Consider the following 26724-nt stretch of genomic DNA (forward strand, 5'->3'; position numbering starts at 1 on the left):
TCGGGCAGTTCAGTGATGGTAGTCTCTGGCATGTGGCATATCCCTTTCTCGACTGAGAATTGACGGCGTCTGAACACCGCCATGATATGCCGCCCCTCAGGGCATCACCAACTTTCGCGCGTTTCTCGAGACAGAGGGCGGCGAGGCGTTCGAGGAGATCCACGAATTTGCCTCCAATGCCACCTTGCTTCTGATCCTGTTGCACCTCGCCGGGGTCGTCTGGGCCAGCCACGCACATGGCGAAAACCTTGTTCGCGCCATGGTTACAGGCCGCAAGCGTTCGACCGAATGACACCGGGCGGGCCCCAACACGGGGCCCGACCCTCCGCATTGATAGGCCGATGAAACTGACCTTTCAAACGGTCGCGTCGGTTGTCAGACAAGCTTCGGTGCAATTAGAGGGCCGGGATCACGACCAGCAACGTCTGTCGATCTGCATTTGTCCGCTCTCAAGTTTCGAAATCGCGAACCGCGCAAATGTAGCAATATCACCCTGTTGCTTCTGCTATGCCCAACACGGCATGATGCGGAGCGGTCCCTAGCGAACCTCCAAGGACAGCGCGGCGCGTGACAACCGCAAATCCAGCGGGCAAGAGCCTTCCACAAACCCGAAAACCCGTTTTCCCGTAGAGCATCCGTCAGGCAGCGCCCCCGACAGTTGCCTGCATCATGAACTGCGCACCGATTGGCCGTGTCGCGGCACCGATTGCGCGGGCCTTGCCTCCGATGCTACCGCTTTCGATGCGGGGTGGGATCAGGCCACGGGTGTCCTGAGTGACGACATAGCGGCGAACCCGGTTTACAAGATCATCGCGAACACTGGCGGGAAAGGCCCCATCTATCAGGATTGCTTCGAAGTCGATGACCGAACAGGTTGACAGCGCAGCCTTCGCCAGCTCCTGGGCCGTCTGGCCCAGCCAAGGGTCAACGTAGCGAGATAGCGAATGCCAGCTTTCGGGGTCAGACCATAGCTGTTGCGGATCGAGATCGACCTCACGCAGTCGCATTTCCAGCTGGTGGATCGACGCCATATCGACCAATTGCCTGCTTTCGCCGTTTGGGCCGATGCTTCGCAGCGATCCAAGTGCGCCTGCGTTGCCTTGCCGCCCCTCAAAAACCGAATTGTTCAAGACGACTCCGCCGCCAATGAATGCACCGATAAAGAAATACGCGTAATCCTGAAATTCTTTACCGCGACCATAGGTGTGCTCTGCCTGACAGGCAGCGGTCGCATCGTTCAAAAGCAGCACGGGCAAACCCGTTCGCGCATGCGCTTCCAGCCGAAAATCGATGTGTTCCCATGGCGAAAGCGTCGCGGATAAATCCACCGACGGATCGTGCCAATTCCACATCTCGAACGGAGCAGCAATACCGATGCCACAAACACGCGCTGCGAGGTCGTTATCCATCGCCGCTATGATGCTGCGGACACCCTCTTCAAGGAAATCGAAAATGTCGTCAGGGCTTGGAACAGCATATGTCAATCGACGCTCTTCGCGTAGTTCGCCCGTCAAGTCGATGAGTACCAGATCGGCAGACCTGCGCCCGATCTTGAGCCCGAAAGAAAATACACCGTTTGGGGCAAGCCGCATTGGAATTGATGGCTTGCCGACCTTGCCACGCGTTGGATCCCCGCGTTCGAGAATGCCTTCACTCTCGAGCCGTCGAAGTATGCTCGACACCGTCGGAGGCGACAGTTCCGCCAGCTTTGACAAATCGCTTCCCGGCATCGGACCATGGCGCTGCAAAAGCGACAGTAACAGCCGTTCGTTGTGATCGCGAACACCCTTCTGGCTAAGGCCAGTGCTGATTGATCTGACAAGTCCATCTTCCATGCTTCCACCATAGCAGTCATACACGGCAGGTAAATATATTTATAAGAAAAGTTAACTAACTAATTGACAGCCGCTCTGGAATCGCGTTTCGTAAGAGAGAGCGGCGAGCGCAGTCACGTCGCACAATCGTCGGGGTGGAGGCTCCGACATCAAAATTGTCTGGGAGGACATCATGAAGAAGTTGCTCATCGGCACTGCTCTTGCTGCCATCACATCTGCCGGGTCACCGCCTCGGCAAACGATTGTGTGTCATTGATCCCAAAGACTACACGATGTCAGACGCAGTCGCGTTCATGACGGGGGCGAAGGAGGCACCGGCGTAGAACCGCCATCTCGCTTCGGTTGCGCGAATTGTTGTTTTGGCGGCCATTTCAATCGAGTACCGAAAGGTTCAAAACACTATTTGTGAGACTCTCGCATGACGACGGGGCACTCCATCCGATCGCTCGTTGGCTCCACTCTCGGGTTGAGGAGCTCCTTGACGCACCACTGCCCCATTTCTCTGTGCGGCAGCAGAACAGTAGTCAGGCTTGGCGATAGGTGTTGGGCGATCTCTTGGTCATCGTATCCCATCACCGCGATGGTTTCCCCGATCTTTTCCCCCAATTCCTTGAGTGCTTCGTAGCATCCCACTGCCATAAGATCATTCGCACAGAAAATCGCGTCGGGGCGGGTTTTGCCGGCCATCAGTTTCAACGTTGCTTCACGGCCACCGCTGGGAAGAAAGTTGCCCTCAGCAATCAGGGACGGATCGACAGGGATGCGTGCCGCACGCAATGCCCGCTCATACCCTTCCATGCGCTGGTCGGACGCCTCCATCCAGCTTTCACCAGTAATAAAGGCGATGCGGCGATGGCCTACTGAGAGCAAAACCTTGGTCGCTTCCTCGCCGCCGCGCCGCTCGGCCGGAACGACAGAAGGATACTGACGAGCGGCGTCGTAACAGTTCAGCATAACCACGCGGTGGCGCGCAAACCCTTTCGGCGGTTTCGCCTCTCGTGTCAGAATAGAGCTGTAGATGACGCCAATGACACCGTCATGCGCCCATTTTTTCAGAACTTCCGCCTCATATTGCGGATCTCCCCCTGTCATTACCACTTCTACAATGATGTCATTTTTCCAAGCTTCTTCTTGTACACCTTCGATCGAGATTGCGGCAAAGGGGCTTGTTGCGATTTCATCCAGCATCAGACCGATAACACCAAGTCCGGCAGACTTCGGGGGACGTCCCGCGCCGCGAGGGCGGTAGCCCAGAGCATCGACAGCCTCTTTGACCCGCTTGCGCGTTTCACGGCTGATACGCATGTCTTCAAGTCCGTTCAGGACAAAGGACACAGTAGATTGCGACACGCCTGCATGAAGCGCGACATCCTTCATCGTCACCCGTGACGTACTATTTTCATTGGCTTTTTTCACAGAATTCTAAATTCCCTTGCTCAATGCTAATAAATATTGCTAATAATATTACCACAAGAAGAATCAACGCTACTGGGAGGGGCGTCGAATGGCTTCACGTTCAAGGCTATCGCAGGCGCAGGCAGCTTGGCTTTTGCTCACGCCGTTCCTGGCCACCTATGCCCTGTTTCTTGTTTACCCGTTCTTTCGTGGTGTCTGGATCAGCCTTCATGATTGGAATCTGCTGGCTGTTGCCTTCAACCCGGACGCAAAAGAGTTTGTGGGCACGCGCAATTACGAACGGGTGATGTGGGGCAAGGACATCACATGGTCGCTTTTCAATGCACCCATCCTTCAGACCCTCGGGCTGGTCGGCTTGGTGCTTTCCGTCTTCCTTCGCCGGATGAACCGTTTGAGCCGGTTCAATGCGATCGCCCTCGGCATCGTATCTGTGCTCTTGGTGTTCCTCCCCGGTTTCCATCCCGGCGAAGGGGGCCGCTGGTATGATCGACGGTTCTGGCCGACGGTCGGCAACACCCTGGTGTTTGTGGCCTTTGCCGTGCCCGGAGTGACGATATCAGCCTTGCTTCTTGCGGCAGCACTAAACCGCGAGACCCGGGCGATGGGCGCCCTGCGCACGCTGTTTTTTCTTAGCCAGGTTCTGTCTGTGACAGTTGTGACATTGATCTGGCAGATCATGTTCTCGCCCCGCCAAGGCCTGATCGCGAACATCACCGAAACTCTCGGCGGCACACCCATAAACTGGTTGACGGATCAGCAATTCGCCATGGCCGCTATTGTGATCGCGACGGTCTGGTGGTCGCTCGGGATCGCGATGATCCTATTTCTTGCGGGGTTGCAAGACATCTCGAAAGACATCTATGAAGCCGCGGCGCTGGACAATGCGCGTGGTTGGAAAGCCTTCTGGTTTATCACTCTGCCGAACCTGACCCGCACCATTTCTGTGGTCGTGATCCTACAAATCATTCTGCATTTTCAGGTTTTTGGACAGGCACACCTGATGACCCAAGGCGGTCCGAACGATTCAACACAGGTCCTGGTCCGCTATATCTATCAGACCGGTTTCCGCGACAGCGAGTTGGGCCGTGCGAGTGCCATGGCGGTTTTCTTGTTCCTCATCATGGGGTCGTTCTCGATCATTCAGTTTGTAATCGGACGGGAGAAGGGCTGATGAATCGCAGCTACTACTGGCTTGTCCTCGGTATTTCGATCCCGGCATTCCTGTGGCTCGTGCCGACAATATGGATGGTGTCTTTGTCGTTCCAACCCAACGAGGTCTTGGCGCGCACGACATCTTCGACCTTCTTCGGGCTGATCCCATTGCCCTTCACATGGGACAATTATGCAGCGCTGTTTACTTTTGGCCAAACGCCGTGGTGGTTCCTCAACTCCATCATCGTGGCTGTGGGCATGACACTGGGAGTGCTCTTTGTCTCGACCACTGCAGGCTACGTGCTGGCGCGAATGGAATTTCCATTCAAGCGCACGGTGATGGTGATTTGTCTGATTGGGCTGATGGTACCGGAACAAGCGGTGTTCATACCACTCTATACGATGTTCGCCGAGTTCGGCTGGCACAACAGCTATCACGCGCTGATCCTGCCGCGCATGGCGGTGCCAATTGGCGTGTTCCTGATGATGCAGTTCTTCAAGGCAATTCCCAAAGATATCGAGGAGGCCGCACGTCTTGACGGCGTCACTTGGCTCAAGATCTTTTGGTATGTCATGCTGCCGTTGGCGCGCCCGGCCATGATGACGCTGGCCATCCTGACGTTCCTTTACGCATGGAACGATTACCTCTGGCCGCTCGTATCAGCGCAGCAGCGAGAGTATTTCACGATCACCTTGGGCCTTGCGTCCATTCAATCGAACTTCGCGCAATCAGAAGGGCTGGGCCGTGTCATGGCCTCGGGCGTGATCGCGTCCCTTCCGGTTGTCATCTTGTTCCTGATTTTCCAGCGGTACGTGGTGCAAGCCATGACCGCCGGCGGATCAAAGGGCTAACGCACATCAAGGGAGGAAACTTATGAAATATGTGCTTCTAGGCGCGGCTATGGCCGCAGGGGTCGCCACAATGGCACCCGCACAAGAGATAACACTGGGCCGCTTCTTCGGCGCATGTGAAGACGCAGGCACGGACACAACAACGTCCGATGGCGAGGCTTGCATCATCCAGTCGATTATCAATGCGGCTGACGCTGAATTGGACGGCATCAGCATCAATACGCTGCCAACTGACTGGGGCAACTATTACGATCAGGTCAAAGCCGCCTATGCCGGCGGCACGCCACCCGACGTGCATGTGATGCACCGCCACCGCGTTCCGGAGTTCGCAGGTCTGGGCGCTCTCGCCGAGATCTCGGGTGAGCTTGAGGGCGCAGGTATCGACGCCTCCGACTGGTCGCCCGCTGCTTTGGACGCGGTGAGCTACAATGGTGGCATCTATGGTGTTCCGATGGATTTCCACGCCAACCTCTGGCATGTGAACATGGATCTGATGGAAGAGGCCGGTCTGGTCATGGACGGCAAGCCTGTGCTGCCGACATCCCCGGACGAATTGCTCGCTCACGCCCAGCAGTTCAAAGACGCCACTGGTCAGGATTACCTTGCTGCTGATTTCGCACAATTCCCCATTGGGGTGCGCGTTGTGTTGGCGCTGATGTGGCAACAAGACGCCAACATCTTCACCGATGACGGCACGGCCACCATCAACAACGAGGCGGGGCAGAACGCGGTCACGGCCATCACGCAGTTGTTTGATGCCGGGCTTGCCAATCCGCAGCTCAACTATGCCGACAGCCAGCAAGCCTTTCTGAATGGCGAAGCGGGTATTCTGGTCAACGGCACTTGGGTGGTGGATTTCTACACCGCCGAAGCCGCCAAGGAAGAGGTAGGTCTGGACAACTACTACGTTGCCGATTTCCCGACGTTGTTTGAAACGGGCGCCACCTGGGCGGACAGCCATATGTGGGCTATTCCGTCATCTTTGGAAGGTGAGCAGCGTGCGGCTGCGCTGAAGGTTCTTGCGTTCATCAACGATCACAACATCGACTGGGCCCGCACAGGCCACATGTCCGTGCGCACATCCGTTGTCGAAAGCGCCGAGTATCAGGCCCTGCCACACCGTGATGAATACACCGGAACCGCCGCCATTGCCCGTGACACGCCACCATCCGCGCGTTACGGCGCGATCCAGGATGTGCTGAACCGTGAGCTTCAGGCGATCTGGCTGACAGACAAGCCTGTAGAGACCGCCTTGGCTGATGCCGAGATCGAAGTTCAAGACCTGCTGGACCGGTAACAAAACGACCGCCCCGCTGTTACCGGCGGGGCGGTGCTCTATTTGAGAGATGGTTAAACAGATGGAACGCTGGACAAGCAAACATGCCAAAGACTGGTGGCTCGGTCGCCCCTGGGTCTGTGGTTTCAACTTCTTGCCCTCGACGGCTGTAAATTTCATCGAGATGTGGCACCCGGAAACCTTCGATATGCCAACCATCCAACGCGAGTTAGGTTGGGCCGCGAATATCGGTTTCAACGCAGTTCGTATCAATCTGCCGTACCTAGGCTGGGCCAACGATCCCGACGGAACATTTGATCGGCTGGATCGCGTGATGACTGTCGCACATGGACTGGGAATTGATGTAATTCCGTGTCTGTTTGATGATTGCGGCTTTGGCGGTGATGAGCCCGTTTGGGGACCGCAAGCCGACCCCGTGCCCGGTGTTCATAACAGCCGCGCCGTTGCGTCCCCGGGTCGGGCGATCGTGATGGACCCCGCTCAGCGGGACAACCTGCAATCCTATGTCCGAGCAATGGTGAGAAAATTTCGTGACGACCGCCGCATCCTGTTCTGGGATCTGTATAACGAACCGGGCAACCGGATGAATTTCGCCGACGGTGACTACGAACACTATGCTTCTGAACTGGAAAACAGCGCATTGTCGTTGATGGAAAGTTGCTTTGAATGGGCCCGCGCCGAGCGTCCGACACAACCGCTTACGGTGGCGGCTTGGACTACACCCCTGCCCGGCGATGACAGCCACCCCTACCAGACAGAAATCGACCGCAGTGCGCTGCTCCATTCCGATATCATTACCTTTCACGCCTATTGGAACCGTGCCCGCGTCTCCGAGTTCATTGACGTCCTGTCGGTCCTTGACCGGCCCATCCTGTGCACCGAATGGATGGCACGCGCAGTGGACAGCCAGATCAGCGATCAGCTGGAGCTGTTTCACGACCGTCTGGTCGGCAGTTTTCAGTGGGGTCTGGTCAAAGGGCGGACGCAAACATGGTTGCCTTGGCCGGCCGAACTCGTGGAAGCGCACGGAGGCGACGCATCCCGCGAAATCTGGTTCCATGACTTGCTGCACGAAGATGGCCGTCCCTACGATCAACGCGAAATAGAAACCATCCGGCGCTTGACCGGACGCAATGCGCGCAAGCACGAAAGGACGGCTATCTGATGTCAGGCGTCAAGATGAACAACGTGATCAAGCAATACGGCGAGATACAGGTCATTCACGGAATTGATTTGCAGATCAAAGATGGCGAATTTTGTGTGTTTGTCGGCCCCTCGGGGTGCGGCAAGTCCACGCTCTTGCGTATGGTCGCAGGTCTTGAGGAAACGACATCTGGCCAGATGACCATCGGCACGCGCGACGTCACCACCATGGACCCGTCAGAACGTGGCGTGGCGATGGTGTTCCAGACTTATGCGCTTTACCCGCATATGACGGTCAAAGAAAACATGGGCTTTGGCTTGAAGATGAACGGCCATCCCAAGTCCGCGATTGAAGCGAAAGTGGCTGAGGCCAGCGGCATTCTGAAGCTGGATGAGTATCTTGATCGTAAACCCGCCGCCCTGTCAGGTGGTCAACGCCAGCGTGTATCGATTGGCCGGGCAATCGTGCGCGGTCCAGAGGTGTTCTTGTTCGACGAACCACTGTCCAATCTGGACGCCGAATTGCGGGTTGAGATGCGTGTGGAAATCGCGCGCCTTCACAAGGAAATCGGCGCAACCATGATCTACGTGACCCATGATCAGGTCGAGGCCATGACACTGGCCGACAAGATTGTGGTGCTGCGGTTGGGGCGGATTGAACAAGTGGGCTCACCGCTCGACCTTTACCGGGATCCTGATAACAAGTTCGTCGCGGGCTTTATCGGCTCCCCTGCGATGAATTTCCTCGACGCGACATCAGGGGAAGATGGCGTCACGATCCAGGCCTTGAAGATGACCGCCCCCAACCCGATAGGTAAGACAAGCAAAGCGGTAACAGCCGGGCTCCGCCCCGAGCATCTTGAGATCGACCCGGCAGGCGATGCCCTGCGCGTTGATCTTGTGGAAACCCTCGGCGGCGTATCCTTCGCTTATCTTGTCTCGGACACCGGTGAAAAGATCGTCATTGAAGAGCGCGGCGATGAGCCGGTCAGCGAAGGTCAGCGTGTCGGGTTGAAATTTGACGCCAAGCGGCTCTACCTGTTTGACGCAGAAACCGAACAGCGCCTGCGCGCATGATAAACCCGTAACGGCACAGGTTCAGGCTGCCGGAGCATAGCCTGACGGGACAGCGGTGGACCGCATTTCCATCACTGGCGGCGGTGTGTCGGCGCGTACCATTGGAACGGTGAAGCGCCGTCGCGGGCGCACGGCCTATTGCTCGTGCCGTGAACCTTGAGTGCTGGCATTGTTCAATTGTTGCGCCAAAAACGTCCCAAAGCGGACCTGAGCTTCCTCCATAGCTGAGCTTCGCCCCGAGCCCGATGTGTCGCGTACTGCGCCATGCGCCAAGGACGAAATTGAGGCCCTGCCTGCGGGAAACTATGCTGATCGATCAGGCAATTGGACGAAATGCCGGACAAAGAGACGAACCGGCTCGGCTTACTCTGCCGTGTCAAGCCAGCCGCGAAAACGGCGCTGTCGCAGCTCTTCAGTGTTCGCGTACCAACTGCTATCCTGAACGAGTATCCGGCCCCCGTGCTGAGGAGCGTTGGGCAGGTAGGGGCGCATCGGCAGGCCGGTGTCAGGGTTGAGCCCGATCCGGTCGAAAGCGGACCGGCGTGCGGGGCCATAGGGAATGCGTGTGGCAAAGCGCGCCATACTGGCAGGCGTGGTCGCGTGAACGATAAAATCGCGCGCGGCGTCGGGCTCATCAGTGGTGGCGGCGATCGCCCAGACCTCGATCCCGACGATACGGCCATCCCAGACGATATCGATGGCCGCCCGGTCGCGCAGCGCTGCGTCAAAGAACCGTCCGTTGAAACCCGCTGCCATGACAGCCCGGCCATCAGAGAGCATTTCGGCGGGTTCCGCCGGGTCGTCCCACCAGACGATGTCGTCCCGGATCGTGTCGAGCTTGCGGAACGCCAGCCTTAGCCCGCGATCGGTGCTGAGCAGGCCGTAGACCTGTTCGGGCGGGACGCCTTCGGCCAAGAGCGCCCATTCGAGAATGCCATCCGGACTGCGCTGAATAGCACGCGGGCCGGGAAAGCGAGTGGTGTCGAAAAAATCCCCGATACGGGTCGGTTTGACGCCGGCAAAGGCCCGGTCATCGAAGGCCATGACGCGGGCATAAGCATTTTGCGGGACGGCGCATCGATCAGGCCCGAACGGGGTGAAGTCCTGCAACGCTGCCTGAGAAAAGAGCGTATCCGGGTCGATCTCATGCAGCAAGCCTTTGGCACAGGCGACGCTGGCCTGATCGGCCAGCATGTCGATGACGTCCCAGCCCTCGGCAGAGCCGCGCTCTGCCAGCGCGGTCCAGCTTCCATCGTAGACGGTCACCTTCAGGTCGAGACCGGTCTGCGTCGCAAAGGGGTCGATGACGGCCTGTCGCTGCGCGGCCTCGTACGCGCCTCCCCAGGACACGATCGTCAACTCTTCAGCGGCGACTGGCGCCGCGATGAGCGATAAGACCAGAAGCAGATCAGACAGACGCATTCTCTTCTCTCCGCAGACGCGCCGATTCATCGAGCCAGGCAGAAACGAGATCCGCCTCCGACACCGCGCCGAGGTATTTTCCGCTCTCGCCCGAGACCACGGGCACCGCGTCTCCGACGAAGCCACGCAGGCGTTCCATCGCTTCTGCAAGGTCGGTTGCGTCGTCAAAGATCAGTCTTGCCGGAACGGCGCCCGACCCGACACTTCCGATATCGCCGTGGGCCCCGGGCGTGAACACACCCAACAGCCTGCCGTCCCCGTCAAGAACGAAGGCTTCGCGCCATCCCTGTTCGAGCAAACGGTCGGCCACATGCTCCGGCGCGTCATCCGCGGTGGCAGTGACCGCTTCGGGTTGAAGATGGTCGACGACCTTCAGCGCCGCGAGATGCGCCCGATCCCGTCCGAGGGAAAAATCGATGCCGCGCCGGGCAAGTTGCACGTCGAACAGGGAGCGGCCGAAAACGCGATGCGATACCAGGTTGGAAAACACGACCGAAACCATCGCGGCGATGGTAACATCGTAGTTCCGGGTGAGTTCGAACACGATGAGGATACAGGTCAGCGGCGCGCCGATCACGGCACTGGCGAAGCCCATCATCCCGCTGATCGCGTAGATCGCCGCGCCAGAGGTCGGCACGACGGCAAACGCCGACGCCACGGTCCAGAAAAAGACACCGATCAGGCTCCCGATCAGAAGCGAGGGGCTGAAGGCCCCGCCCGAGAAACCCGCGCCGATGCACAGGGCGGTCAGCACGGTCTTGGCAGCGATCAGCACGATCACCTCGCCCAGCGCGAAGGCACCGTCGATGGTGGCAAAGCGCAGGGTCGAGGTGCCGATGCCCAGCACGTCCGGCATGGCCAGCGCCGTCAGACCGACCGCGAGACCCGCCACGGCGGTGCGCAACTCGAGTCGCTTGATCCACCGTGCTCACCCCGGCCCGATGGCCAGAAGCAGCCGCATGAAAACGACGGCCCCTGCTGCCACGAGAAGGCCAAGAACTGCAACAAGAACGAATTCGTATCCATGTGCGATGCCGGGAGACTCGATCCGGAACAGGGCGGGACGTTCGAAGACGACGTTGGCGATGACATAGCCGGTCACCGATGCAACCGTCACCGGCGCGAAGGCCCGCGTCGCATAGTGGCGCAGGACGACCTCATGGGCGAATAGCACGCCGGCAATCGGCGCGTTGAAGGCCGTCGAGATCGCGGCAGCCACGCCGCAGCCGATGGCGATGCTGGCAAGGTTCGGCACGCCCAGACGCAAACGGCGGGCGAAACTGCCGAAGATCGCGCCAAGATAGACCATCGGCCCGTATTGGCCGACCGAGGCCCCCGCGCCGAGCGACAGGGCAGCCGTCACGGTCGAGATCACCCCGCTGCGCAGGTTTGGGAGCGGCTTGTGAAACTGCACGGCCTCGATCACGTCGGGCGGCCCCAGCGGTCGACCAGCAGGGGACATATGGCGATGTGCCAAGCCAACTATCAGCCCGCCAAGCGTTGGCACAAGGACCGTGGTCGAGGCCACCAACCAAGGCAGGCTTTCCCATTGCACCCGCGCCTTGGGGGCGACCAGCAATCCCGTGTTCAGCAGGGACACCAGTTCCACTAGTGCGATGGCGGCCAGCGAAGCGGCGCCTCCGACGGCAAGCGCCACACCGGTCAAGACAAACATGCGTAAGAGCGGTGGCGCCGGGATGGTGTTTGGTCCTGCGGTCATCGCAATGAAGCATGAACCACTTTTGATGAGGGCGCAACGTCGCCGATACCGCGATAAAAACCGGACCATCAATGCAGCGCCGCGACAACGGCGACCGCGGCGCGTTGGCCTATCGGTGGCTTCTCACAACCTTGGCGGAACACGCGAGGCAGCGCCATTCGCGGTGTCGGCAAGATCGACTTTCGAGCCAACGACCGAAACCACTGCTAGCCAATTTTCGCATCTCAATTGGTATTGGCAACTTGTCTTGTCGGCTTCGGACGTGAGCTTCTCACCATTTATTGGACAGTATCTGGCGCATTTAAAGCTATTCTCTGCCCCAGCTGTTCGGGTTGGTTTTCAGCTTCTCTCAGCCAAAAGACCACCGCCGGTGGCCTGCCGCCGAGGGCGACATTGGGGCGCATTTGGGCTGTGTCCTGTTTGTCGACATGCCTGCAAATTAACCTTCGTTTGCCGTATGGTGCTGACGCGGATCTGGCCTCGGCGAGCGTTCTGAGCTTCTGGGTCTACTTGCCAAGCTGCAATACGGATGACGCGGTGCAAGCGTCGCCAATCGACATAGCGCTCGCGTCAGTTCGCGCGCCCGGAACGCAGTGTTTGAGGTGTCATCCCTGTCCATTTCCGGAAGGCGCGCTGGAAGGCGTTCGGGTCGCGATAGCCGACCAGATGCGCGATCTGTTGGTTGTTCAGGTTGCTTTTAACCAGATAGCGGACCGCCAGATCTTTTCGCGTTTCGTCCAGAAGCCACTGGTATGTGATCCCCTCGTCGTCCAGACGCCGGAGAAGTGTGCTTCGGCTGAGTTTCAAGCGCCCGCACACATGGGCGATCGTGGGTTCGGTGATCGAGAAAGCCTCCAGCATTGTCGCGCGGACCCGGTCCGACAGAGGCAAGCCCTTGGACTGGATCATCGCCTGGCTTTGCAGATCCGCTTCCGTGGCCTCCCAAAGCTCTGGATTGTCCGAAACGAAGGGCACGCACGCATCGGCGCGGGCATAGGTCAGCATGGCGTCGCCATGCTCGGGGACTTGGCCAAAAATCTCCGTCAGACGCTCGCGCTCGTCCTGCGGCAGCGGCAGGAACACACGCAGCGGGTGGATCGCATGACGCGCCAGCGCATTGGCCTGTGCGTGCAGATAGATGATCTGGGGGCTGCTGAACGATCCGGGCAAAGGGGCGGTGGTCACGTCCGGGGCGACGCGCACGGTAAATTCCGACGGGCTGCGCAACACAACAAATTGCATCGGTCCGAACAGGCTCTTGAATTGTGCCATGCGCGTGATGCCAGTCTCGAAATCCGGAGCGGTGGAGAGCGCGAATAGGACCGGGATCGCCGGGCCGCCCGCCATCCGCAATCCGAGAAGCCGGGACACGTCCTGCTGCCCCGAGAGATCCATCATGGCATTCCAGAGGCGCAGATACTCCTCGGCGGTCACGAGAAATGCCCGGTCGTTGCGCTCGGTCGCAAGAATGCCCGCACGGGTCAGAACCTTATCCCAATTCAGGCCAAGCATCCCGCAGATCGGTCCCGACAGGACCGAGGACGTGTAGATCGGGGAACGTTCTTGCGACTTCATGCCGGGGGCCTTTCGGGCGGAAATACCTCTTGCCGCACTAGAAACGCTCGCCTCTCACCACGCAATGGCTGTGAGCCGATCTGCAAGTTATTGATACGATCTGCAAGTTGCAAGAGGTAGAAGAAGACCAAGCAACAAGCCTACCTAAACGTTGACACTTTTGCTTGGAGAGATCGGCTTGGACCTGACATCGAAAATCATACTCGTCACCGGCGGCGGTTCGGGCATCGGGCTTGAGCTGAGCCGTCAGCTTGTCGCGCTTGGCAACAGCGTTATCATCTGTGGGCGTGACGCGGGCAGGCTTGCCGAGGCCGGGAACCTGACCGGGGCGCAGGCTATCGCGGGGGATGTGACGATAGCAGAGGATCAGGAGCGGATTCTGTCGGAGATCGAGGCCCAGCATGGCCGCCTCGATCTTCTGATCAACAATGCGGGCATTTTCCTAGCCTATGACTTCAACACCGATCCCGACACTCTGCAAAAGATCGAACGCGAAATCGCGATCAACGGTACGGCACCGCTGACCTTGACGCGGCGCGCCTTGCCGTTGCTGGCAAAGAGCGAGCAACCCGGGGTGTTGTTCATCGGATCGGGCATCGCCTTCGTCGCATCACCGGGAACTCCGGTTTATTCTGGAACAAAGGCCCTGATCCATCATTGCGCGCAAACCTTGCGGCACCAGTTGCGACCTCTTGGCGTCACCGTGTTCGAGGCCCTGCCGCCTGTTGTCGATACCGATATGGCCAAGGCCCTGAAATCCGGCAATTTCAAGAAGATGAAGCCTACCGATGTGGTGCGAGACATCATCAGCGGATTGCGCCGAAACCAGACAGAGATGCTGCTGGGTCAATCGCGTCAGATCAAGTGGATGAGCCGGATCGCACCGGCTTTCCTATTCCGTCAGTTCGCAAAGACCGAGTTTCATTAATCCCCAGCGAAAAGGCTACTGTCATGCTGTCCGACACGTCCCGCGCTCAGGTCCATGCACTATCGGTCATCACCGCGGCTGGCTTCTTCGGGGCCAATGCTTTCATCGGACTGTCGATGGGGATCTATTGGCTGACCCTCGCGCCCGCAGATTTTGTAGCGCAGTTCTTTCCCCAATTAAGCAATTTCCTTTACACGATCATGCCGCTGTTCTTTGCGATGCTGGTGGGCCTTGTCCTGTCGGCCAGGTTGGACCGCGATAACCCTAAGGCTCGGCGCAATTGGGTGATTGCGCTGTGGCTGTATCTGGCCGTGTCGCTGATCACGGTCTTCTATCACATGCCGCTCAACGTGCGCCTTGCGGCGGCGATCGGGTCACCCGTGGGTGATGCCTTGGATTTCTACAATAGCATCGCCCTTGTCGGTCCGGTGACCGAAGAAAACTCAGGCACAACTCGCGGGCTATGGCTCCTGGGCCACATCCCGCGCGTCCTGATCACCCTTGCCATTCCTGTCTACGCACTGCGTGCCATGGCCGCCAGCGACCCGCGCTGATGCCCCCCATGACGCGCTCGGCTCGACCCCATTCGCCAGAGGATATCGCCATGACCAGTGAACCGCAGACCGATGTAACAATCGCAGTGTTTGGCGCCACCGGCCAGACCGGCCGCCATGTTCTGAACCATGCCCTTCAGCAGGGTCATGGGGTCCGGGCATTGGCACGGGACCCGGGAAAACTGCGCATCAAGAATGACAGGCTGACGGTCATTGCGGGCGATTTCGACAATGTCGAGGCCCTGCGGGAGACTGTAATGGGCGCCACTCATGTGATCTGTTGCGCGGGCGGGACCTATGGAAAGGGCTATGACCGGGGCATGATGACTCGTTTCATTGCGCGGATCTGGCCCATTCTCGATGCGGAGGCTTCGGTCAGAACCTTTCTGTTCCAGTCGGTGTTCTTCGTTCCCGAACCCGATGGGTCCAATCCCGCGATCCTCAAGCTGCTCGCCCCTGTAGCGGCCTATTTCACCGGTGCGACCGAGATGCTCCGAGACAACACAGCGGTCACGAAGTTCATTGCGGCCAATCGCGATGTCGCCTTCGATACCATCGTCACCCGTCCGGGAAAGATCGTGGACAAACAGGGAGGTGCCCTGCTGGTCGCCAGCCGCACAGCCAGTTTCGCCGCCATCACCTTTGCCGATCTCGGCGCCTTCACGGTCAGCGCCGTGCAAGATGCGTCACTGCATGGCACCTATCCCTTTGTCGCTCCCAAGCCTTGAGAAAGAAACCGTGACCAACGAAACCTATCGCAAGACCGTCAACATGACTCCAATCGTGGCCTCTGCAGCGTTTGCGGGGGGTGGGTTATTGATCCTTCTGTCCTACGGCATCCGTTGGCTGGGGACCGAACCGCAAGACTGGCGGGCGGGGTTCTGGGACGAGTTCGTGAACTTCGCCCTCACCATCATTCCGCTCAATATGATAACGCTGGTCGGGCTGGTGCTGTCAGCGCGTCTCGATTGGCAGGACCGGCCCATCCGGCGCACCTGGATGATCGCGATCTGGCTTTATGTTGCGAACACCGTGTTCACGCTGGGCTATTTCGTTCCACAGAACATCTTGCTGATCTGGGACAGCTATACTGCCGAGCAGGCATCATCGATCCGTGCAACATGGCTTGGGCTGCATGGCCTGCGGGTCATCATTGCCATCGCCGTGCCGGTAGTCGCCCTTCTAGTTGTGATCGGTCGGGCAGAGGCCGGGTCAATCGCCCAGCGGCAGGCCGAGCAGCGATGACCCGGCGCCTACTCCGCCTCCCCTGTCCACGTCGTAGGGCGCTCCATTCCCTGACGAAAGGCAACTGGCGCTTGGCCCGTCCACTTGCGAAAGCTTCTCGAAAAGCTGTTGGCATCGCGATAGGCGAGCACATTTGCGATCTCGTCGGCGCGCAGGGTGGTCTTGGTGAGATACCGGATCGCCATATCGCGTCGCGTGGCGTCGAGCACCTCCTGATACGAGGTGCCGTCCTCGCGCAATCGCCGCTGCAAGGTGCTGCGGCTGATCCCGAGGGCAATAGCCACATCCTCTGCCCCAGTGCGCCCTGCTGGCATCAGATCGACCAAGGCGCCCCGCACCCGCTCGGCGATGGGCCAACGGTCCGACTGCGCCACCATTTGAAGCTTCAGGTCGGCCTCTATGTCGGCCCAGAGGGCGGGATTCTCGGAAATGAACCGGCGTTTCGCATCCTCGGCCGAGAAGGCCACGTAAGCGGCATGCGATCGCTCCGGCATGACTCCCAGATGACCGGCGATCATACGCCGCTCCTCCTCGGGTCCATCGAAACCCGCTGCAACCGGGCAGACCAGATGGGCCGCTGCCCCGCGAATCTTCTCGACCGCGACCACAAGTTGCAGCGCGCCAAAGCTGGGCGGCATCGGGACGCGGGCATCAACGCTGTCGAATTCCAGCCGCAACAGCGTGCCATCTCGGAACACCCGCATAAGGGTCGGACCCAAGAGCGATTTGAACTGCGCCAGACGCATCAGGCCGGTTTCCACGTCGGGCGCACAAGACAGCGTGAAAAAGACCGGGATCACCGGTCCGCGTGAAATCGTGATACCAAGGTGGAGCACATAATCGGGGCGCGGCGACAGCACCTCCATCGTGTTCCAGCAATCGAAATACTGCTGCGCCGTACCGCGCAGCTCGGTCCGGCCATAAGGAAGTGTGCCAAGGCCAGCGGTCTCGAGCATCACCTTCGGATCGACGCCGAGGATGCGGCACGCCACGTCGGTCGCCATGAACAGGGAAAAGGTCCGTGAAGTATCCATGCGTCGAAGCTCTCAATTTTCTTGCCTGATTGCCACGCGATGGTGGGCAAGACCAGCCTCTGAATACCTACTGACCCAATCTGCATGCGTCTGACCACATATGCATATCGCAGCATTGCGCTGCGGGGCCTAGCTTGGAGTGACCGATATGCAAAGTCTCGTCCACCAGCCGACCGGAGAAAGCCATGGACCTTACGATAAACGGCACCAATCATACGGTTGACCTGCCAGACGACATGCCGCTGCTATGGGCGCTGCGGGACACACTGAACATCACCAGCGTCAAATACGGCTGCGGAATCGCGCAATGTGGCGCCTGCACGGTGCATATTGATGGCGAGGCGGTCCGATCCTGCCAAGTGGCGCTGGCCGATGTGTGGGGACAGATCACGACGATCGAAGGGCTGGGAACGCCCGATGCCCTGCACGCCATTCAGGCGGCCTGGATCGACCAACAGGTGGCGCAATGCGGCTACTGCCAATCCGGCCAGATCATGCAGGCCGCCGACCTGCTTGCCCGCAACCCGGAGCCGACTGACAACGATATCGACGCCGCGATGTCGGGCAATCTGTGCCGTTGCGGGACCTACCCCCGTATCCGCGCCGCTGTCCACGCTGCGGCCAGCGCAATGCGGGAGGCGTAAGAGATGGGACGCCCCAGAACCATTGCCCGCCGCAGTTTCCTGATCGGGTCGGCCGCCATCCTCGGCGGGGTCGCCTTCGGAGCGTATTTCGTCATCCGCCCGACGCCAAACCCCCTGTTGGAGGGTCTGGCTCAGGGCGAGGCAGCCCTCACCCCATTCGTCAAGATCACGCCGAACGGAATCACGCTGATCGTCCCACGCGCGGATGTGGGCCAAGGCATCGCCTCGACTCAGGCCATGCTGATCGCGGAAGAGTTGGACATCGACCCCGCGACCGCCACGCTCGACCCCGGCCAGCCGCATCAGGCTTATTTTAATGCCGCCGTTGCGGCGGAAAGCATGCCATTCGCCGGCTGGGATCATGGGTTCGTCGCCAGCACGGTGCGCGACCTGATGGGCCATGTCGCGCGGTTGACCAGTTCGCAGTTCACCGGCGGATCGTCGTCTGTCGCGGATTTGCATGAAACCCTTCGCATGGCCGGTGCAACCGCCCGTGAAACCCTCAAGGCTGCAGCGGCTGCGCGCGCGGGCGTCCCAAGCGCCGACTTGCGGACCGAGGATGGGCATGTCGTTTTGCCCGACGGGACCCGCATTCCCTATACCGATCTTGCTGCCGAGGCGGCGGCGATTAAGCCTATCACCGATGTGACACTGCGACCTGCCTCCGAGTGGACGCGCTTGGGCAAGCCCTACCAACGGCTCGACATCGTCGCGAAATCGACGGGCACGCAAGACTACGGGATCGACATGGTCCTGCCCGGCATGTTGCACGCCACCGTGCGCGCAAACCCGGGGCGAGGCGGGGCCATGGCGGGCTACAACGCCGATGCCGCCCTTGCGATGCAAGGCGTGCGGTCGGTCGTTAAGGTGGATGAGGGGCTGGCCGTCATTGCCGACAACACATGGTTCGCGTTTCAGGCGGCGCAGGCGCTGGAGGTTAGCTGGCTCCCGCCTGACTATCCCGCCAGTTCTGCCGAGATGTGGCAGGCGCTGACGGATGCGCGCACGGATGAGTTCCGAAACAGCCGCCTGCGCGACGATGGCGATGTCGAAACCACACTGAGCGAGGCCACCGTGATCGAGGCGGAATACCGCGCTCCCTTCCTTGCCCATGCCGCACTCGAGCCGCTTTGCGCGACGGTGCTGGTCGAGCCGGACAAGGTGGAGATCTGGACTTCGACGCAAATCCCCGCCGTGGTGCGCGATGCCGCTGTCGAAATCACAGGCCTCGATCCGTCGCAGGTCACTGTTCATGCGCTGCCCGCAGGTGGCAGCTTCGGTCGCAGGCTGGACCATGATTACGTGGTGCAGGCAATCCAGATCGCCGCCTCGATGCCCGGAACGCCGATCAAGACCACCTGGAGCCGAGAAGAGGACATGACCCATGACTATCCCCGGCCCCTGCACATGGCCGTTGGCCGGGGCGCGGTGGGGAATGGCCGCGTGCTGGCCCATGATCTCGACAGCATCAGCCCCTCGCTTGTCTCGTCGTGGTTCGGCCGCATCTTCATCGTGCCGCCAGGGCCGGATACGATGTTGGTCTGGGGCGCCTTCGATCAGCCCTATGCGATCCCCAATTACCGCGTGACGGGCTACGCCGCGCCGCCGCTGATGCCGGTCGGCTCCTGGCGCTCACCCGGAGCCTGCTCCAACAGCTTTTTCCATGAAAGCTTCCTGTCCGAACTGATCCACGCCGCTGGAGCCGACCCGCTGGAGGAACGCTTGCGCCTGATCGCAGACGCCGACAGCCGCCGCGTGCTGGAAGCGGTAGGTGCAATGTCGAATTGGTCCGGTGCCGACATCGGGCCGGGACGCGGGCGCGGCATCGCCTTCGCCCACACCCACGGCGTGCCCGTGGCAGAGGTCATCGACGTGACAATTACGGACCGTGGCATTCGCATCGACGAGGTCTGGATCGCTGCAGATTGCGGCACTGTCTTCGACCCTGTGAACGCCGAGGCGCAGTTGACCGGGGCGGCGATCTTCGGCCTTGGCCACGCGATGAATTGCGAACTCACCTATGAGAACCACGCAGTGCAGCAGACCAACTTCCACGCGTTCGAGGGCATGCGCCTGCACCAGACGCCGCGCTTCCACACCCAACTTCTTGGCCTTGCCGAGAGGGTCCGCGGATTGGGCGAGCCTGCAACCGCCCCGGCAGCCCCCGCGCTTGCCGACGCAATCTTTGCCGCGACAGGCCAGCGCCTGCGCGAGATGCCGTTTAGCAAATCGGTGGACTTCGCGTGAAAGCTGCAATGACGACCATCTTAACGACCAAATCCATCCCGCACGCCGTGCGCGCAGCTTTGTCCGAGACATGACTGAGCGGGCACGGCGACATGACACTGCCAGAAAGGAATACCATGACCGAAACTGCATACCCCCGCGGCACGACTGCGCTTCTGTGCATCGATCCGTACAACGACTTCCTTGCAGAAGGCGGCAAGATGTGGCCAGCCCTGAGCGAGGTCGCCACATCGGTTGGCCTTCATGCCAACCTTGCCCAGATCCGAGCGACGGCCCGCGATGTGGGTATGCCGATCTTCATCCTGCCACATCACCGGCACCACGCCACGGATTTCGAGGGATGGGCGCACCTGACACCGTCGCAGGCCGCGGCACATGAATACCAGTTATTCGCCGGAGGCAGTTGGGGCGGAGCGTTCTACGAGGGGTTCGGCCCCGACCACGGCGACATTATCGTCAAAGAACATTGGGGCGCGTCCAGTTTCGCCAATACCGACCTTGACGTGCAATTGCGCCAGCGCGGGATCACGCATGTCATCTTTGTCGGGCTGATCGCCAATACCTGTATCGAGACATCGGCACGCGTTGCGGCCGAACTTGGCTATCATGTGACGCTGGTCCGCGATGCAACGGCGGCCATGTCGGCGGAAGCGATGCACGCTGCCCACGAGATCAATGGTCCGACCTATGCGCAAGCGATTCTCACCACGGCAGAGGTGTTGAACCATTTGGCCAAAAAACAGGACACATGAAATTCCAGACCACGATCATAGACGGGATCGGGGTCCGCTTTGCGGCCAGCCGAACTGCGGGCAAACCGCAAATGTTGCTGGCCTCGCCACAACCGATGAGCGTTCTGACCTGCCGAAATTGGTGGGACCAGATATCGCAAAGCTTTGACGTCGTGGCAGTGGACCTACCCAACCACGGCGGCTCCGATCCTGCGCGCCGCGTTACGGTGGGCGATGCTGGGTGTGGCCACACACGAATGGCTTGGGCCTCCGCAGATGTTGGGGCCGCTTGAAGCATCCGGCCACGCGCCAGACGTCTTGTGGAGGCACCATTTCTCCTGGCATGTCTATACGGTCGCGGTTCTGGCGATGGTCGTCATGTTTGCCCTCGCCGCGCGCCGCCGCGAACACGTCGCGCTCGCAGGCATCGCATCGGCCATGAGCGCAGCATTCGCAATCATCGGGATCGGCTTGGCCACCTTCGTCAATGCCGCGCTCTGGACCACGCCAGCGCCTTACCCCTCGGGGCCAATCGCCATTATAGGGGCGTTGGATTTGCTGCTTCGGGCCAAATCCCATTGGATGAGTGCCGAGCGCAGAACCTTGACCTCTTGTCATAAGGGTGTCTTGATCGACCATAAATCAAACCGGAGGCCCCATGACCGAAGCGCGCGCCGTATTTCTTGAGGGCAACCTCTTTCGCCATATCACGGTGATGGCGCTGACGTCGTCGGTCGGGCTGATGGCGGTCTTTGCGGTCGACTTCATCGACATGGTCTTCATCGCGATGTTGGGCAACGCGGAACTGGCCGCGGCTGTGGGCTACGCGGGTGCGATCCTGTTCTTTACGACGTCTTTCGGCATCGGCATGGCGATTGCGGCGGGTGCGCTGGTGGCGCGCGCGCTGGGAAAAGGTGACGCGGAACTGGCCAAGGCACAAGCGGCGGCGGCGCTGGTCTGGGGCGTGGTATTCGGCGCAATTTTCGCGGCGGCGGTCTGGCTGAACCTTGCGCCGCTGGCGGCGTTGATGGGGGCGACGGGAGAGACATTGGATCTTGCCGTTCATTACCTGCAAATCATCGTACCCAGCCTGCCGTTCCTGATTGTCGGCATGGTGGGCGGCGCGATCCTGCGCGCCCATGGCGATGCGCGTCGCGCGATGATGGCGACGATCTGGGGGGCGCTGGTAAACGCAGTGCTCGACCCGATCCTGATCTTCGGTCTGGGGCTCGACTTGACGGGGGCTGCACTGGCAAGCGTCGCGGCGCGACTGGCGATTGCGGGAACAGCGTTGATCCCGATCTTTCGCCACCACGGCGGGCTGGTGCGGCCCGGTCTGCCGGAGATGTCCATCGCCTTCGTGCCTATCGTGACCATCGCCGGCCCGGCGATCCTGACCCAACTGGCCACGCCTGTCGGGCAGGCCGTCGTCACCCGCGCCATGGCCAGCTTCGGCGAGGCGGCGGTGGCGGGGATGGCCATCGTGAGCCGGATGACCCCGGTGGCCTTCGGCGTGATCTTCGCGCTATCCGGTGCCATCGGCCCGGTGATCGGCCAGAACTTCGGCGCCGGACGGATGGACCGGGTCAGGCAAGCCTATCGCGACGGGCTGCTGTTCTGCGGGCTGTTCACTCTGGCGATGACCGCGATCCTCTTTGCCCTGCGCGGCCCCATCATCGGGTTGTTCGAGGCCGAGGGGGTGACGCGTGACCTGCTGGTGCTGTTCTGCGGTCCGCTAGCGCTGGCGTTCTTCTTCAACGGGGTGATCTTTGTCTCCAACGCGGCCTTCAACAACATGGGCTATCCGTTCCGCTCCACCTGGATCAACTGGGGGCGGCACACACTGGGGACGGTGCCCTTCGTGCTGGTGGGCGGCGCGCTGCTCGGGGCAGCGGGTGTCCTGATCGGTCAGGCTTTAGGTGGCGTGATTTTCGCCGCAGTGGGGGTGGCAATGGTGCGGCGCTTGATGAAGGACGCCGGACGCTCGCCCGTGTCCGAAAAACCCTTCGACCGCCAGGCCCGACTCATGAGCCTTATGCACAGACGCCGGTGATCGGTCGCGCTGATCGCGCGGGTGGGGTAGGCCGTTTCGACCAACGGCAAAAGCCGCCCCGACAGAAGAGACCCGTCAGATGCCGCAACGGCGTGTCCCAAGGCCAAGGCCCGGTCAGTCGGATCGCAACCACCGCCAAACCGATGGCGTGTTACCACGAAGATGTTTTATGCACGACCCACGGGGCACAGGGCATTTGCCACGATCATGAGCCAGGAGGATCAGCTATTCAGATGGTGGGCTTGATCAGTCTTGCCGACATCGCCGCAGACTGCTTGTCGCTCACGGCATAGCCGACCGTCGTTATGGTTTTGAGATACGGCAGCCATATCTCGTATTGCGGACATTCGAGCCAACAGCAGCATTTTCATAGTTTCGGTGTCACTTGCGCGGACGAAATGACCTGCCCCCCGGTCGTCCCGACCATAGGCCCAGAGACGCGCTGTCGCCGTCTTGCCGGTACTGGGTGCCAGCATCTTCACCGGGTTCGCCATCGTTCTCGAACGCATGGCGACGCGATGGCTCACCATCCGCGAAGATCGCCTGTCCTGCCAGCACATGCCGCCCGATGGCATTGGCGAGCGGTTCCAGCAGTGCGGTGGACTTGCCGATCCAATCGGCCAGTGTCGAACGGTCGAGGTTGAGCCCCTCGCGCTCGAAGATCTGGCTCAGGCGATAGAGGGGCAGATGGTCGGCATATTTGGAGACCAGGACATGGGCCAGCAGGCCAAGGCCGGGGCGACCGCGCTCGATCGGTCGCGATGGCAAAGCAGCCTAGGTGAAGGCTTCGCAACCGGAACAGGCCATGCGGCGACGAACGATCCGGTTTACGATGGTGAGAACTTGTTCGCCATTGGTTCAAGAACAATGGTCGAGCGCCTGGCACATACTCCAGCTCTTCGGTCACATCCTCGCCGAGGCGGCGAAGGGTTCCGCCGCAATGGGCACAGTCCTCGTCGCCGGTGGTCAGCTCGATCTCTTGGCGCGGGATGTGATCCGGGATGGGACGGCGCTTCGACTTGTCCTTCTTCTCTTCGTCCGAAAGCCGCAGCTTCGCGGTCATCTTGGCGACGGCGACCTCGCTCGCCTCGAGCGCCAGCTGAAGCTGTACGATCGTCTCCGACGAGGTGCCAAAGCGATGGCTGCGGTGACCGGCCAGCTGGTGACGCAGCTTCTCTATCAGCATCGCCTGCGACTTCACCTCGGCAAGCAGAAGCGTCGTGAACCGGCGTGGTTCCTCGGGATCTTCGGGCAGGGATTTGGCCACGTCCAGCATGGCCAATCATAGCAAAACAAGGTTAAGACAGGAATCCCAAACGTGCGGTCGCGCTCGGTTTATCCCGCCTTCAGCGGCGTCCAGCTGCGCTGCGGCAAACGCCAATCGATCCCCTCCAGCAGCATCGCCAGCTGCGCCGGCGTCAGCGCGATCTTGTCGAAGTTGGGCAGGAAGTGCTGGCCGAGGCGCAAGGCGCCGTTCTGCCACTGGTGCCGTATCTCGACACGCTGCGCTGGTTCTTTATCGCGCTGGCGCTGGGTGGGATAGCCGTCGCCGTCTGGGCGCGGACTGATTACTGGAAGAAAGGGCTGCGCTGATGTGGGGCAGCATCATAGTCGGGCTGCTTGCTCGGCCTTGGGCGCGGGGGGGGTGGCGGCACTAGCCCTCGTCGCGCTCACCATCGCCTTGTTCATTCTCAACCTTCGTCGATCAGGTGAACGGGCGGGCCGCGCCGCCGAGCGGCTGGACCAACTGGAGCGCACAAATGCCATTCAACGTCAGATGCTGGATGCAGCCGCCCACCGCCCTCGCAGCCGGGATGATCTTCTTTACAGCCTGCGCGGGGGCAAATTCTGATGCCCCAACCAGCGCTTGCCCGCCGGTGGTTCAATATTCTCGGACTGAGCAGGCAAGCGTGGCGGATGAGCTGGCCGCGCTGCCCGAAGGCGCCGTGATCGTTGAATGGCTGGCAGATTACTCGGTCCTCCGCGATCAGGCTCGAGCCTGTTGGTGAATGGGGGGCAAGCGCCAAGAAGCACCGAATGCCTCGAACGACGCAACACGCCCGGCCCGTTTCACGGATTTACTGTTTCAAAGAGGCACAGCGAATTGTTGCCGCATCACGTTGCGATCCTGACTGCGCCCATTCGCATTTCGCAATCGGCAAAACTGAGCATCTAAGCTGCAGCTGGATCGGCCGAGCCAATTCGAACACCAGCTGGCAAGACCATTTGCCGTAAACTTGGAAAACAAAGGGCTAAGGCGAACGTCGCTTTCATCTCATGCCGGAAGTGACCTGCAACCCAGTTGGTCCGCGTTTCTATGCTAGCTCTATTTAGATCTTGGTCCTTTATCGACCGCAGATGATCGTCCCGAGGTGTCAGTCCGACGAGGCTGATGTTGGGGAGATGGTGATTGCAATCTTTGCACTAGAACATGATCACATGCCCAGCTGGGCGCAGGGTCGGGAAAACGCGCGCGGTTCAACCTCTGCTTGGGTTATAGCAAGTCGGATTATACCGTTCGCTATTTGGTTGTTGTCGATGACGACGCACTGAGCAGATAACATATGAGAAAACTGGCGAATGGTTCGTGCCATTAGTACTTGCCAAGCAGTCGTGATTGAAGCGCGTTGCAACGGGCATCCAATCTTGACGGCCACGGAATGTATTGCACCGTCGCCTGACGATGTCGCATGCTGGCTTGGCTAAGCCTCTAATTCTCGACATCCCGTTCGGTGCCAATCCAGACCAGCCCGACTGCACTCGAACGACATGCCCACATCGACGGAGACCGACACTGACTCAGACGCTAATCATCCCTGACCTGCACGCCGACCCCAATCGCTTGGACGCAAGTCTTCGCCTCGTCCCAAGGCAAGCACAGATCGCCTTTCTCGGTGACTTCATCGATGCAGGCAAGAACGTGGCGCACCCCGACGATGGAACTGTGCTCCACCGGGTCATGGCTCTCGTTGAGACGGGAGAGGCGCTGGCCGTCATGGGAAATCATGAACTGAATGCGCTGCTGTTCCACCGCGCTGATGCCAAGGGTCGGCCTTTACGCCAGCACGACCCGAAAAACTTGGCGCAGCACGGCAGTTTCTGCGCGCGCTTCGGGATCGGGACGCCCGAGGCGATCGCGCAGACGCAGTGGTTCCTGACGCTCCCGCTCTGGCAGGATCTGGGCGGGCTGCGCCTTGTCCACGCCTGCTGGCACCCAAGTGCCATCGCGACAATCGCGGCGCGCAGGCCGGACGGACGGCTGCGCGAGGACGATCTGGAAGAGATAGCGCGCAAAGAGACACCCTTCGCCCGCGCGGTCGACCTGCTTCTCTCAGGCCCCGAAATCCCCCTGCCGCCCGGCATCAGCTTCCGCGATAATGCGGGCCACTGCCGCACCGATGTTCGCATAGCATGGTGGCGGAGCGGGCCAAGCACTTGGCGTGAGGCTGCCTTGTCGGTGCCCGACCCCGACGATTTGCCCGACGCACCCATCGAAGCAAACGACGACATCACCTTCTACGACGAGGATCAACCGCCGGTTTTGGTGGGCCACTATAAAATGCGAGGCACACCGCAGATTGAGGGCCCCGCGGCCGCCTGCCTGGATTATCCAGATGCGCCCTGTGTCTACCATTGGAACAGTGACGAGCCTTTGCGGGAAGAGGGCCTATTTGGACCTGTCACGGTTTGATGCCGCCCCTTTGATAGCATTTACTGCAGCAAAGGAGATGAACTATGGGACTGAAACGGACGGACGAATTTCGCCAAGATGCGGTGCGTATCGCGCTGACCAGCGGGC

26 protein-coding genes and 4 pseudogenes are annotated in these 26724 nt (G+C 60.3%); 20 read left to right on the plus strand and 10 right to left on the minus strand.

Going from position 1 to position 26724, the window contains the following annotated elements; all coding sequences use genetic code 11:
• Positions 1-103: 103 nt before the first annotated feature.
• Complete coding sequence (locus ROE7235_RS15170; RefSeq protein ID WP_121096349.1) at positions 104-292, plus strand: cytochrome b/b6 domain-containing protein; 189 nt, start codon at positions 104-106, stop codon at positions 290-292.
• A 346-nt stretch (positions 293-638) separates the two neighbouring features.
• On the opposite strand, the gene ROE7235_RS15175 is transcribed toward ROE7235_RS15170, so the two are convergent.
• A complete protein-coding gene (locus ROE7235_RS15175; RefSeq protein WP_121096350.1) occupies positions 639-1835 on the minus strand; it encodes an ROK family transcriptional regulator in 1197 nt (398 codons plus the stop codon).
• Between the two features lie 224 nt (positions 1836-2059).
• On the opposite strand from ROE7235_RS15175, the pseudogene ROE7235_RS20615 reads away from it, so the two are divergent.
• Positions 2060-2158 (plus strand): annotated as a pseudogene (locus ROE7235_RS20615) (sugar ABC transporter ATP-binding protein); the annotation flags it as partial.
• Between the two features lie 76 nt (positions 2159-2234).
• Here ROE7235_RS20615 and ROE7235_RS15185 read toward each other — a convergent pair.
• Complete coding sequence (locus tag ROE7235_RS15185; RefSeq protein ID WP_147434227.1) at positions 2235-3251, minus strand: LacI family DNA-binding transcriptional regulator; 1017 nt, start codon at positions 3249-3251, stop codon at positions 2235-2237.
• 133 nt (positions 3252-3384) lie between these two features.
• Here ROE7235_RS15185 and ROE7235_RS15190 point away from each other — a divergent pair, with 133 nt between their 5' ends.
• The 5 genes from ROE7235_RS15190 to ROE7235_RS15210 all read left to right on the plus strand — a co-directional run bounded on the left by ROE7235_RS15190 (position 3385) and on the right by ROE7235_RS15210 (position 8772).
• A complete protein-coding gene (locus ROE7235_RS15190; RefSeq protein WP_220669576.1) occupies positions 3385-4422 on the plus strand; it encodes a carbohydrate ABC transporter permease in 1038 nt (345 codons plus the stop codon).
• Positions 4422-5255 carry a carbohydrate ABC transporter permease gene (locus tag ROE7235_RS15195; protein WP_121096353.1) on the plus strand — a complete coding sequence of 278 codons (834 nt, stop codon included), beginning with the start codon at positions 4422-4424 and terminating at the stop codon, positions 5253-5255. Before ROE7235_RS15190 ends, ROE7235_RS15195 begins: the two co-directional genes overlap by 1 nt.
• Before the next feature lie 22 nt (positions 5256-5277).
• The gene (locus ROE7235_RS15200) at positions 5278-6552 is read left to right on the plus strand and encodes an extracellular solute-binding protein (protein WP_121096354.1); all 1275 of its coding nucleotides are present in this window, start codon (positions 5278-5280) and stop codon (positions 6550-6552) included.
• A 61-nt stretch (positions 6553-6613) separates the two neighbouring features.
• A complete protein-coding gene (locus ROE7235_RS15205; protein ID WP_121096355.1) occupies positions 6614-7717 on the plus strand; it encodes a cellulase family glycosylhydrolase in 1104 nt (367 codons plus the stop codon).
• Entirely contained in the window at positions 7717-8772 is a 1056-nt protein-coding gene (locus ROE7235_RS15210; RefSeq protein ID WP_121096356.1) for an ABC transporter ATP-binding protein, read from the plus strand. The genes ROE7235_RS15205 and ROE7235_RS15210 overlap by 1 nt, the downstream gene beginning before the upstream one ends.
• Before the next feature lie 363 nt (positions 8773-9135).
• Here the strand turns inward: ROE7235_RS15210 and ROE7235_RS15215 are convergent, their stop codons facing one another.
• The 4 genes and pseudogenes from ROE7235_RS15215 to ROE7235_RS15230 form a co-directional block, all read right to left on the minus strand.
• Positions 9136-10194, minus strand: a complete 1059-nt coding sequence (locus ROE7235_RS15215) for an extracellular solute-binding protein (RefSeq protein WP_183073533.1) — start codon at positions 10192-10194, stop codon at positions 9136-9138.
• Positions 10181-10696 carry a CBS domain-containing protein gene (locus tag ROE7235_RS20835; RefSeq protein WP_281272869.1) on the minus strand — a complete coding sequence of 172 codons (516 nt, stop codon included), beginning with the start codon at positions 10694-10696 and terminating at the stop codon, positions 10181-10183. Before ROE7235_RS20835 ends, ROE7235_RS15215 begins: the two co-directional genes overlap by 14 nt.
• Positions 10676-11983 (minus strand): annotated as a pseudogene (locus ROE7235_RS20625) (chloride channel protein); the annotation flags it as partial. The pseudogene ROE7235_RS20625 and the gene ROE7235_RS20835, both read right to left, overlap by 21 nt.
• A 501-nt stretch (positions 11984-12484) precedes the next feature.
• On the minus strand, positions 12485-13489 hold the full coding sequence (locus tag ROE7235_RS15230; protein WP_121096360.1) for a helix-turn-helix domain-containing protein: 1005 nt from the start codon (positions 13487-13489) through the stop codon (positions 12485-12487).
• Between the two features lie 151 nt (positions 13490-13640).
• Between ROE7235_RS15230 and ROE7235_RS15235 the strand changes: the two genes are divergently transcribed.
• Genes ROE7235_RS15235 through ROE7235_RS15250 form a run of 4 tightly spaced genes read left to right on the plus strand, consistent with a single transcriptional unit; the run spans position 13641 to position 16216 of the window.
• Complete coding sequence (locus ROE7235_RS15235) at positions 13641-14417, plus strand: SDR family oxidoreductase (protein ID WP_121096361.1); 777 nt, start codon at positions 13641-13643, stop codon at positions 14415-14417.
• A gap of 23 nt (positions 14418-14440) precedes the next feature.
• Positions 14441-14971, plus strand: coding sequence for an anthrone oxygenase family protein (locus tag ROE7235_RS15240; RefSeq protein ID WP_121096362.1), 531 nt, complete (start codon positions 14441-14443; stop codon positions 14969-14971).
• A gap of 50 nt (positions 14972-15021) precedes the next feature.
• Positions 15022-15699, plus strand: coding sequence for an NAD(P)-dependent oxidoreductase (locus ROE7235_RS15245; protein ID WP_183073535.1), 678 nt, complete (start codon positions 15022-15024; stop codon positions 15697-15699).
• A 10-nt stretch (positions 15700-15709) separates the two neighbouring features.
• Complete coding sequence (locus tag ROE7235_RS15250; RefSeq protein ID WP_147434228.1) at positions 15710-16216, plus strand: hypothetical protein; 507 nt, start codon at positions 15710-15712, stop codon at positions 16214-16216.
• 8 nt (positions 16217-16224) lie between these two features.
• Here ROE7235_RS15250 and ROE7235_RS15255 read toward each other — a convergent pair whose 3' ends face one another.
• Complete coding sequence (locus ROE7235_RS15255; protein WP_121096365.1) at positions 16225-17250, minus strand: helix-turn-helix domain-containing protein; 1026 nt, start codon at positions 17248-17250, stop codon at positions 16225-16227.
• A gap of 185 nt (positions 17251-17435) precedes the next feature.
• Here ROE7235_RS15255 and ROE7235_RS15260 point away from each other — a divergent pair, with 185 nt between their 5' ends.
• From ROE7235_RS15260 to ROE7235_RS15285, 6 genes are all read left to right on the plus strand, one after another.
• A complete protein-coding gene (locus ROE7235_RS15260; protein ID WP_121096366.1) occupies positions 17436-17894 on the plus strand; it encodes a (2Fe-2S)-binding protein in 459 nt (152 codons plus the stop codon).
• Between the two features lie 3 nt (positions 17895-17897).
• Positions 17898-20141 carry a xanthine dehydrogenase family protein molybdopterin-binding subunit gene (locus ROE7235_RS15265; protein WP_121096367.1) on the plus strand — a complete coding sequence of 748 codons (2244 nt, stop codon included), beginning with the start codon at positions 17898-17900 and terminating at the stop codon, positions 20139-20141.
• 116 nt (positions 20142-20257) lie between these two features.
• Positions 20258-20893: a cysteine hydrolase family protein gene (locus ROE7235_RS15270; RefSeq protein WP_121096375.1), complete on the plus strand. Its 636-nt coding sequence runs from the start codon at positions 20258-20260 to the stop codon at positions 20891-20893.
• Complete coding sequence (locus ROE7235_RS15275) at positions 20890-21165, plus strand: alpha/beta fold hydrolase family protein (protein WP_121096368.1); 276 nt, start codon at positions 20890-20892, stop codon at positions 21163-21165. Before ROE7235_RS15270 ends, ROE7235_RS15275 begins: the two co-directional genes overlap by 4 nt.
• A complete protein-coding gene (locus ROE7235_RS15280) occupies positions 21149-21559 on the plus strand; it encodes a hypothetical protein (protein WP_121096369.1) in 411 nt (136 codons plus the stop codon). The genes ROE7235_RS15275 and ROE7235_RS15280 overlap by 17 nt, the downstream gene beginning before the upstream one ends.
• On the plus strand, positions 21531-22925 hold the full coding sequence (locus ROE7235_RS15285) for an MATE family efflux transporter (RefSeq protein WP_121096370.1): 1395 nt from the start codon (positions 21531-21533) through the stop codon (positions 22923-22925). The genes ROE7235_RS15280 and ROE7235_RS15285 overlap by 29 nt, the downstream gene beginning before the upstream one ends.
• A 381-nt stretch (positions 22926-23306) precedes the next feature.
• On the opposite strand, the gene ROE7235_RS15290 is transcribed toward ROE7235_RS15285, so the two are convergent.
• The 3 genes and pseudogenes from ROE7235_RS15290 to ROE7235_RS15300 all read right to left on the minus strand — a co-directional run.
• Entirely contained in the window at positions 23307-23693 is a 387-nt protein-coding gene (locus ROE7235_RS15290; protein ID WP_121096371.1) for an IS66 family transposase, read from the minus strand.
• A gap of 145 nt (positions 23694-23838) precedes the next feature.
• Positions 23839-24201 (minus strand): annotated as a pseudogene (locus ROE7235_RS20885) (transposase domain-containing protein); the annotation flags it as partial.
• Between the two features lie 59 nt (positions 24202-24260).
• Positions 24261-24356: pseudogene (locus ROE7235_RS15300) on the minus strand (IS66 family insertion sequence element accessory protein TnpB); the annotation flags it as partial.
• An 18-nt stretch (positions 24357-24374) separates the two neighbouring features.
• Between ROE7235_RS15300 and ROE7235_RS15305 the strand changes: the two are divergent.
• The 3 genes from ROE7235_RS15305 to ROE7235_RS15320 all read left to right on the plus strand — a co-directional run bounded on the left by ROE7235_RS15305 (position 24375) and on the right by ROE7235_RS15320 (position 26616).
• Positions 24375-24518 (plus strand): hypothetical protein, encoded by a 144-nt coding sequence (locus ROE7235_RS15305; protein WP_245963989.1) that lies wholly within the window; start codon positions 24375-24377, stop codon positions 24516-24518.
• Between the two features lies 1 nt (position 24519).
• The gene (locus ROE7235_RS15310) at positions 24520-24777 is read left to right on the plus strand and encodes a hypothetical protein (RefSeq protein WP_245963990.1); all 258 of its coding nucleotides are present in this window, start codon (positions 24520-24522) and stop codon (positions 24775-24777) included.
• A gap of 831 nt (positions 24778-25608) precedes the next feature.
• On the plus strand, positions 25609-26616 hold the full coding sequence (locus ROE7235_RS15320) for a metallophosphoesterase (RefSeq protein ID WP_370743830.1): 1008 nt from the start codon (positions 25609-25611) through the stop codon (positions 26614-26616).
• Positions 26617-26724 lie beyond the last annotated feature (108 nt).

Origin of the sequence: Roseinatronobacter ekhonensis (assembly GCF_900499075.1) — a bacterium.
Taxonomy (GTDB): Bacteria; Pseudomonadota; Alphaproteobacteria; order Rhodobacterales; family Rhodobacteraceae; genus Roseinatronobacter; species Roseinatronobacter ekhonensis.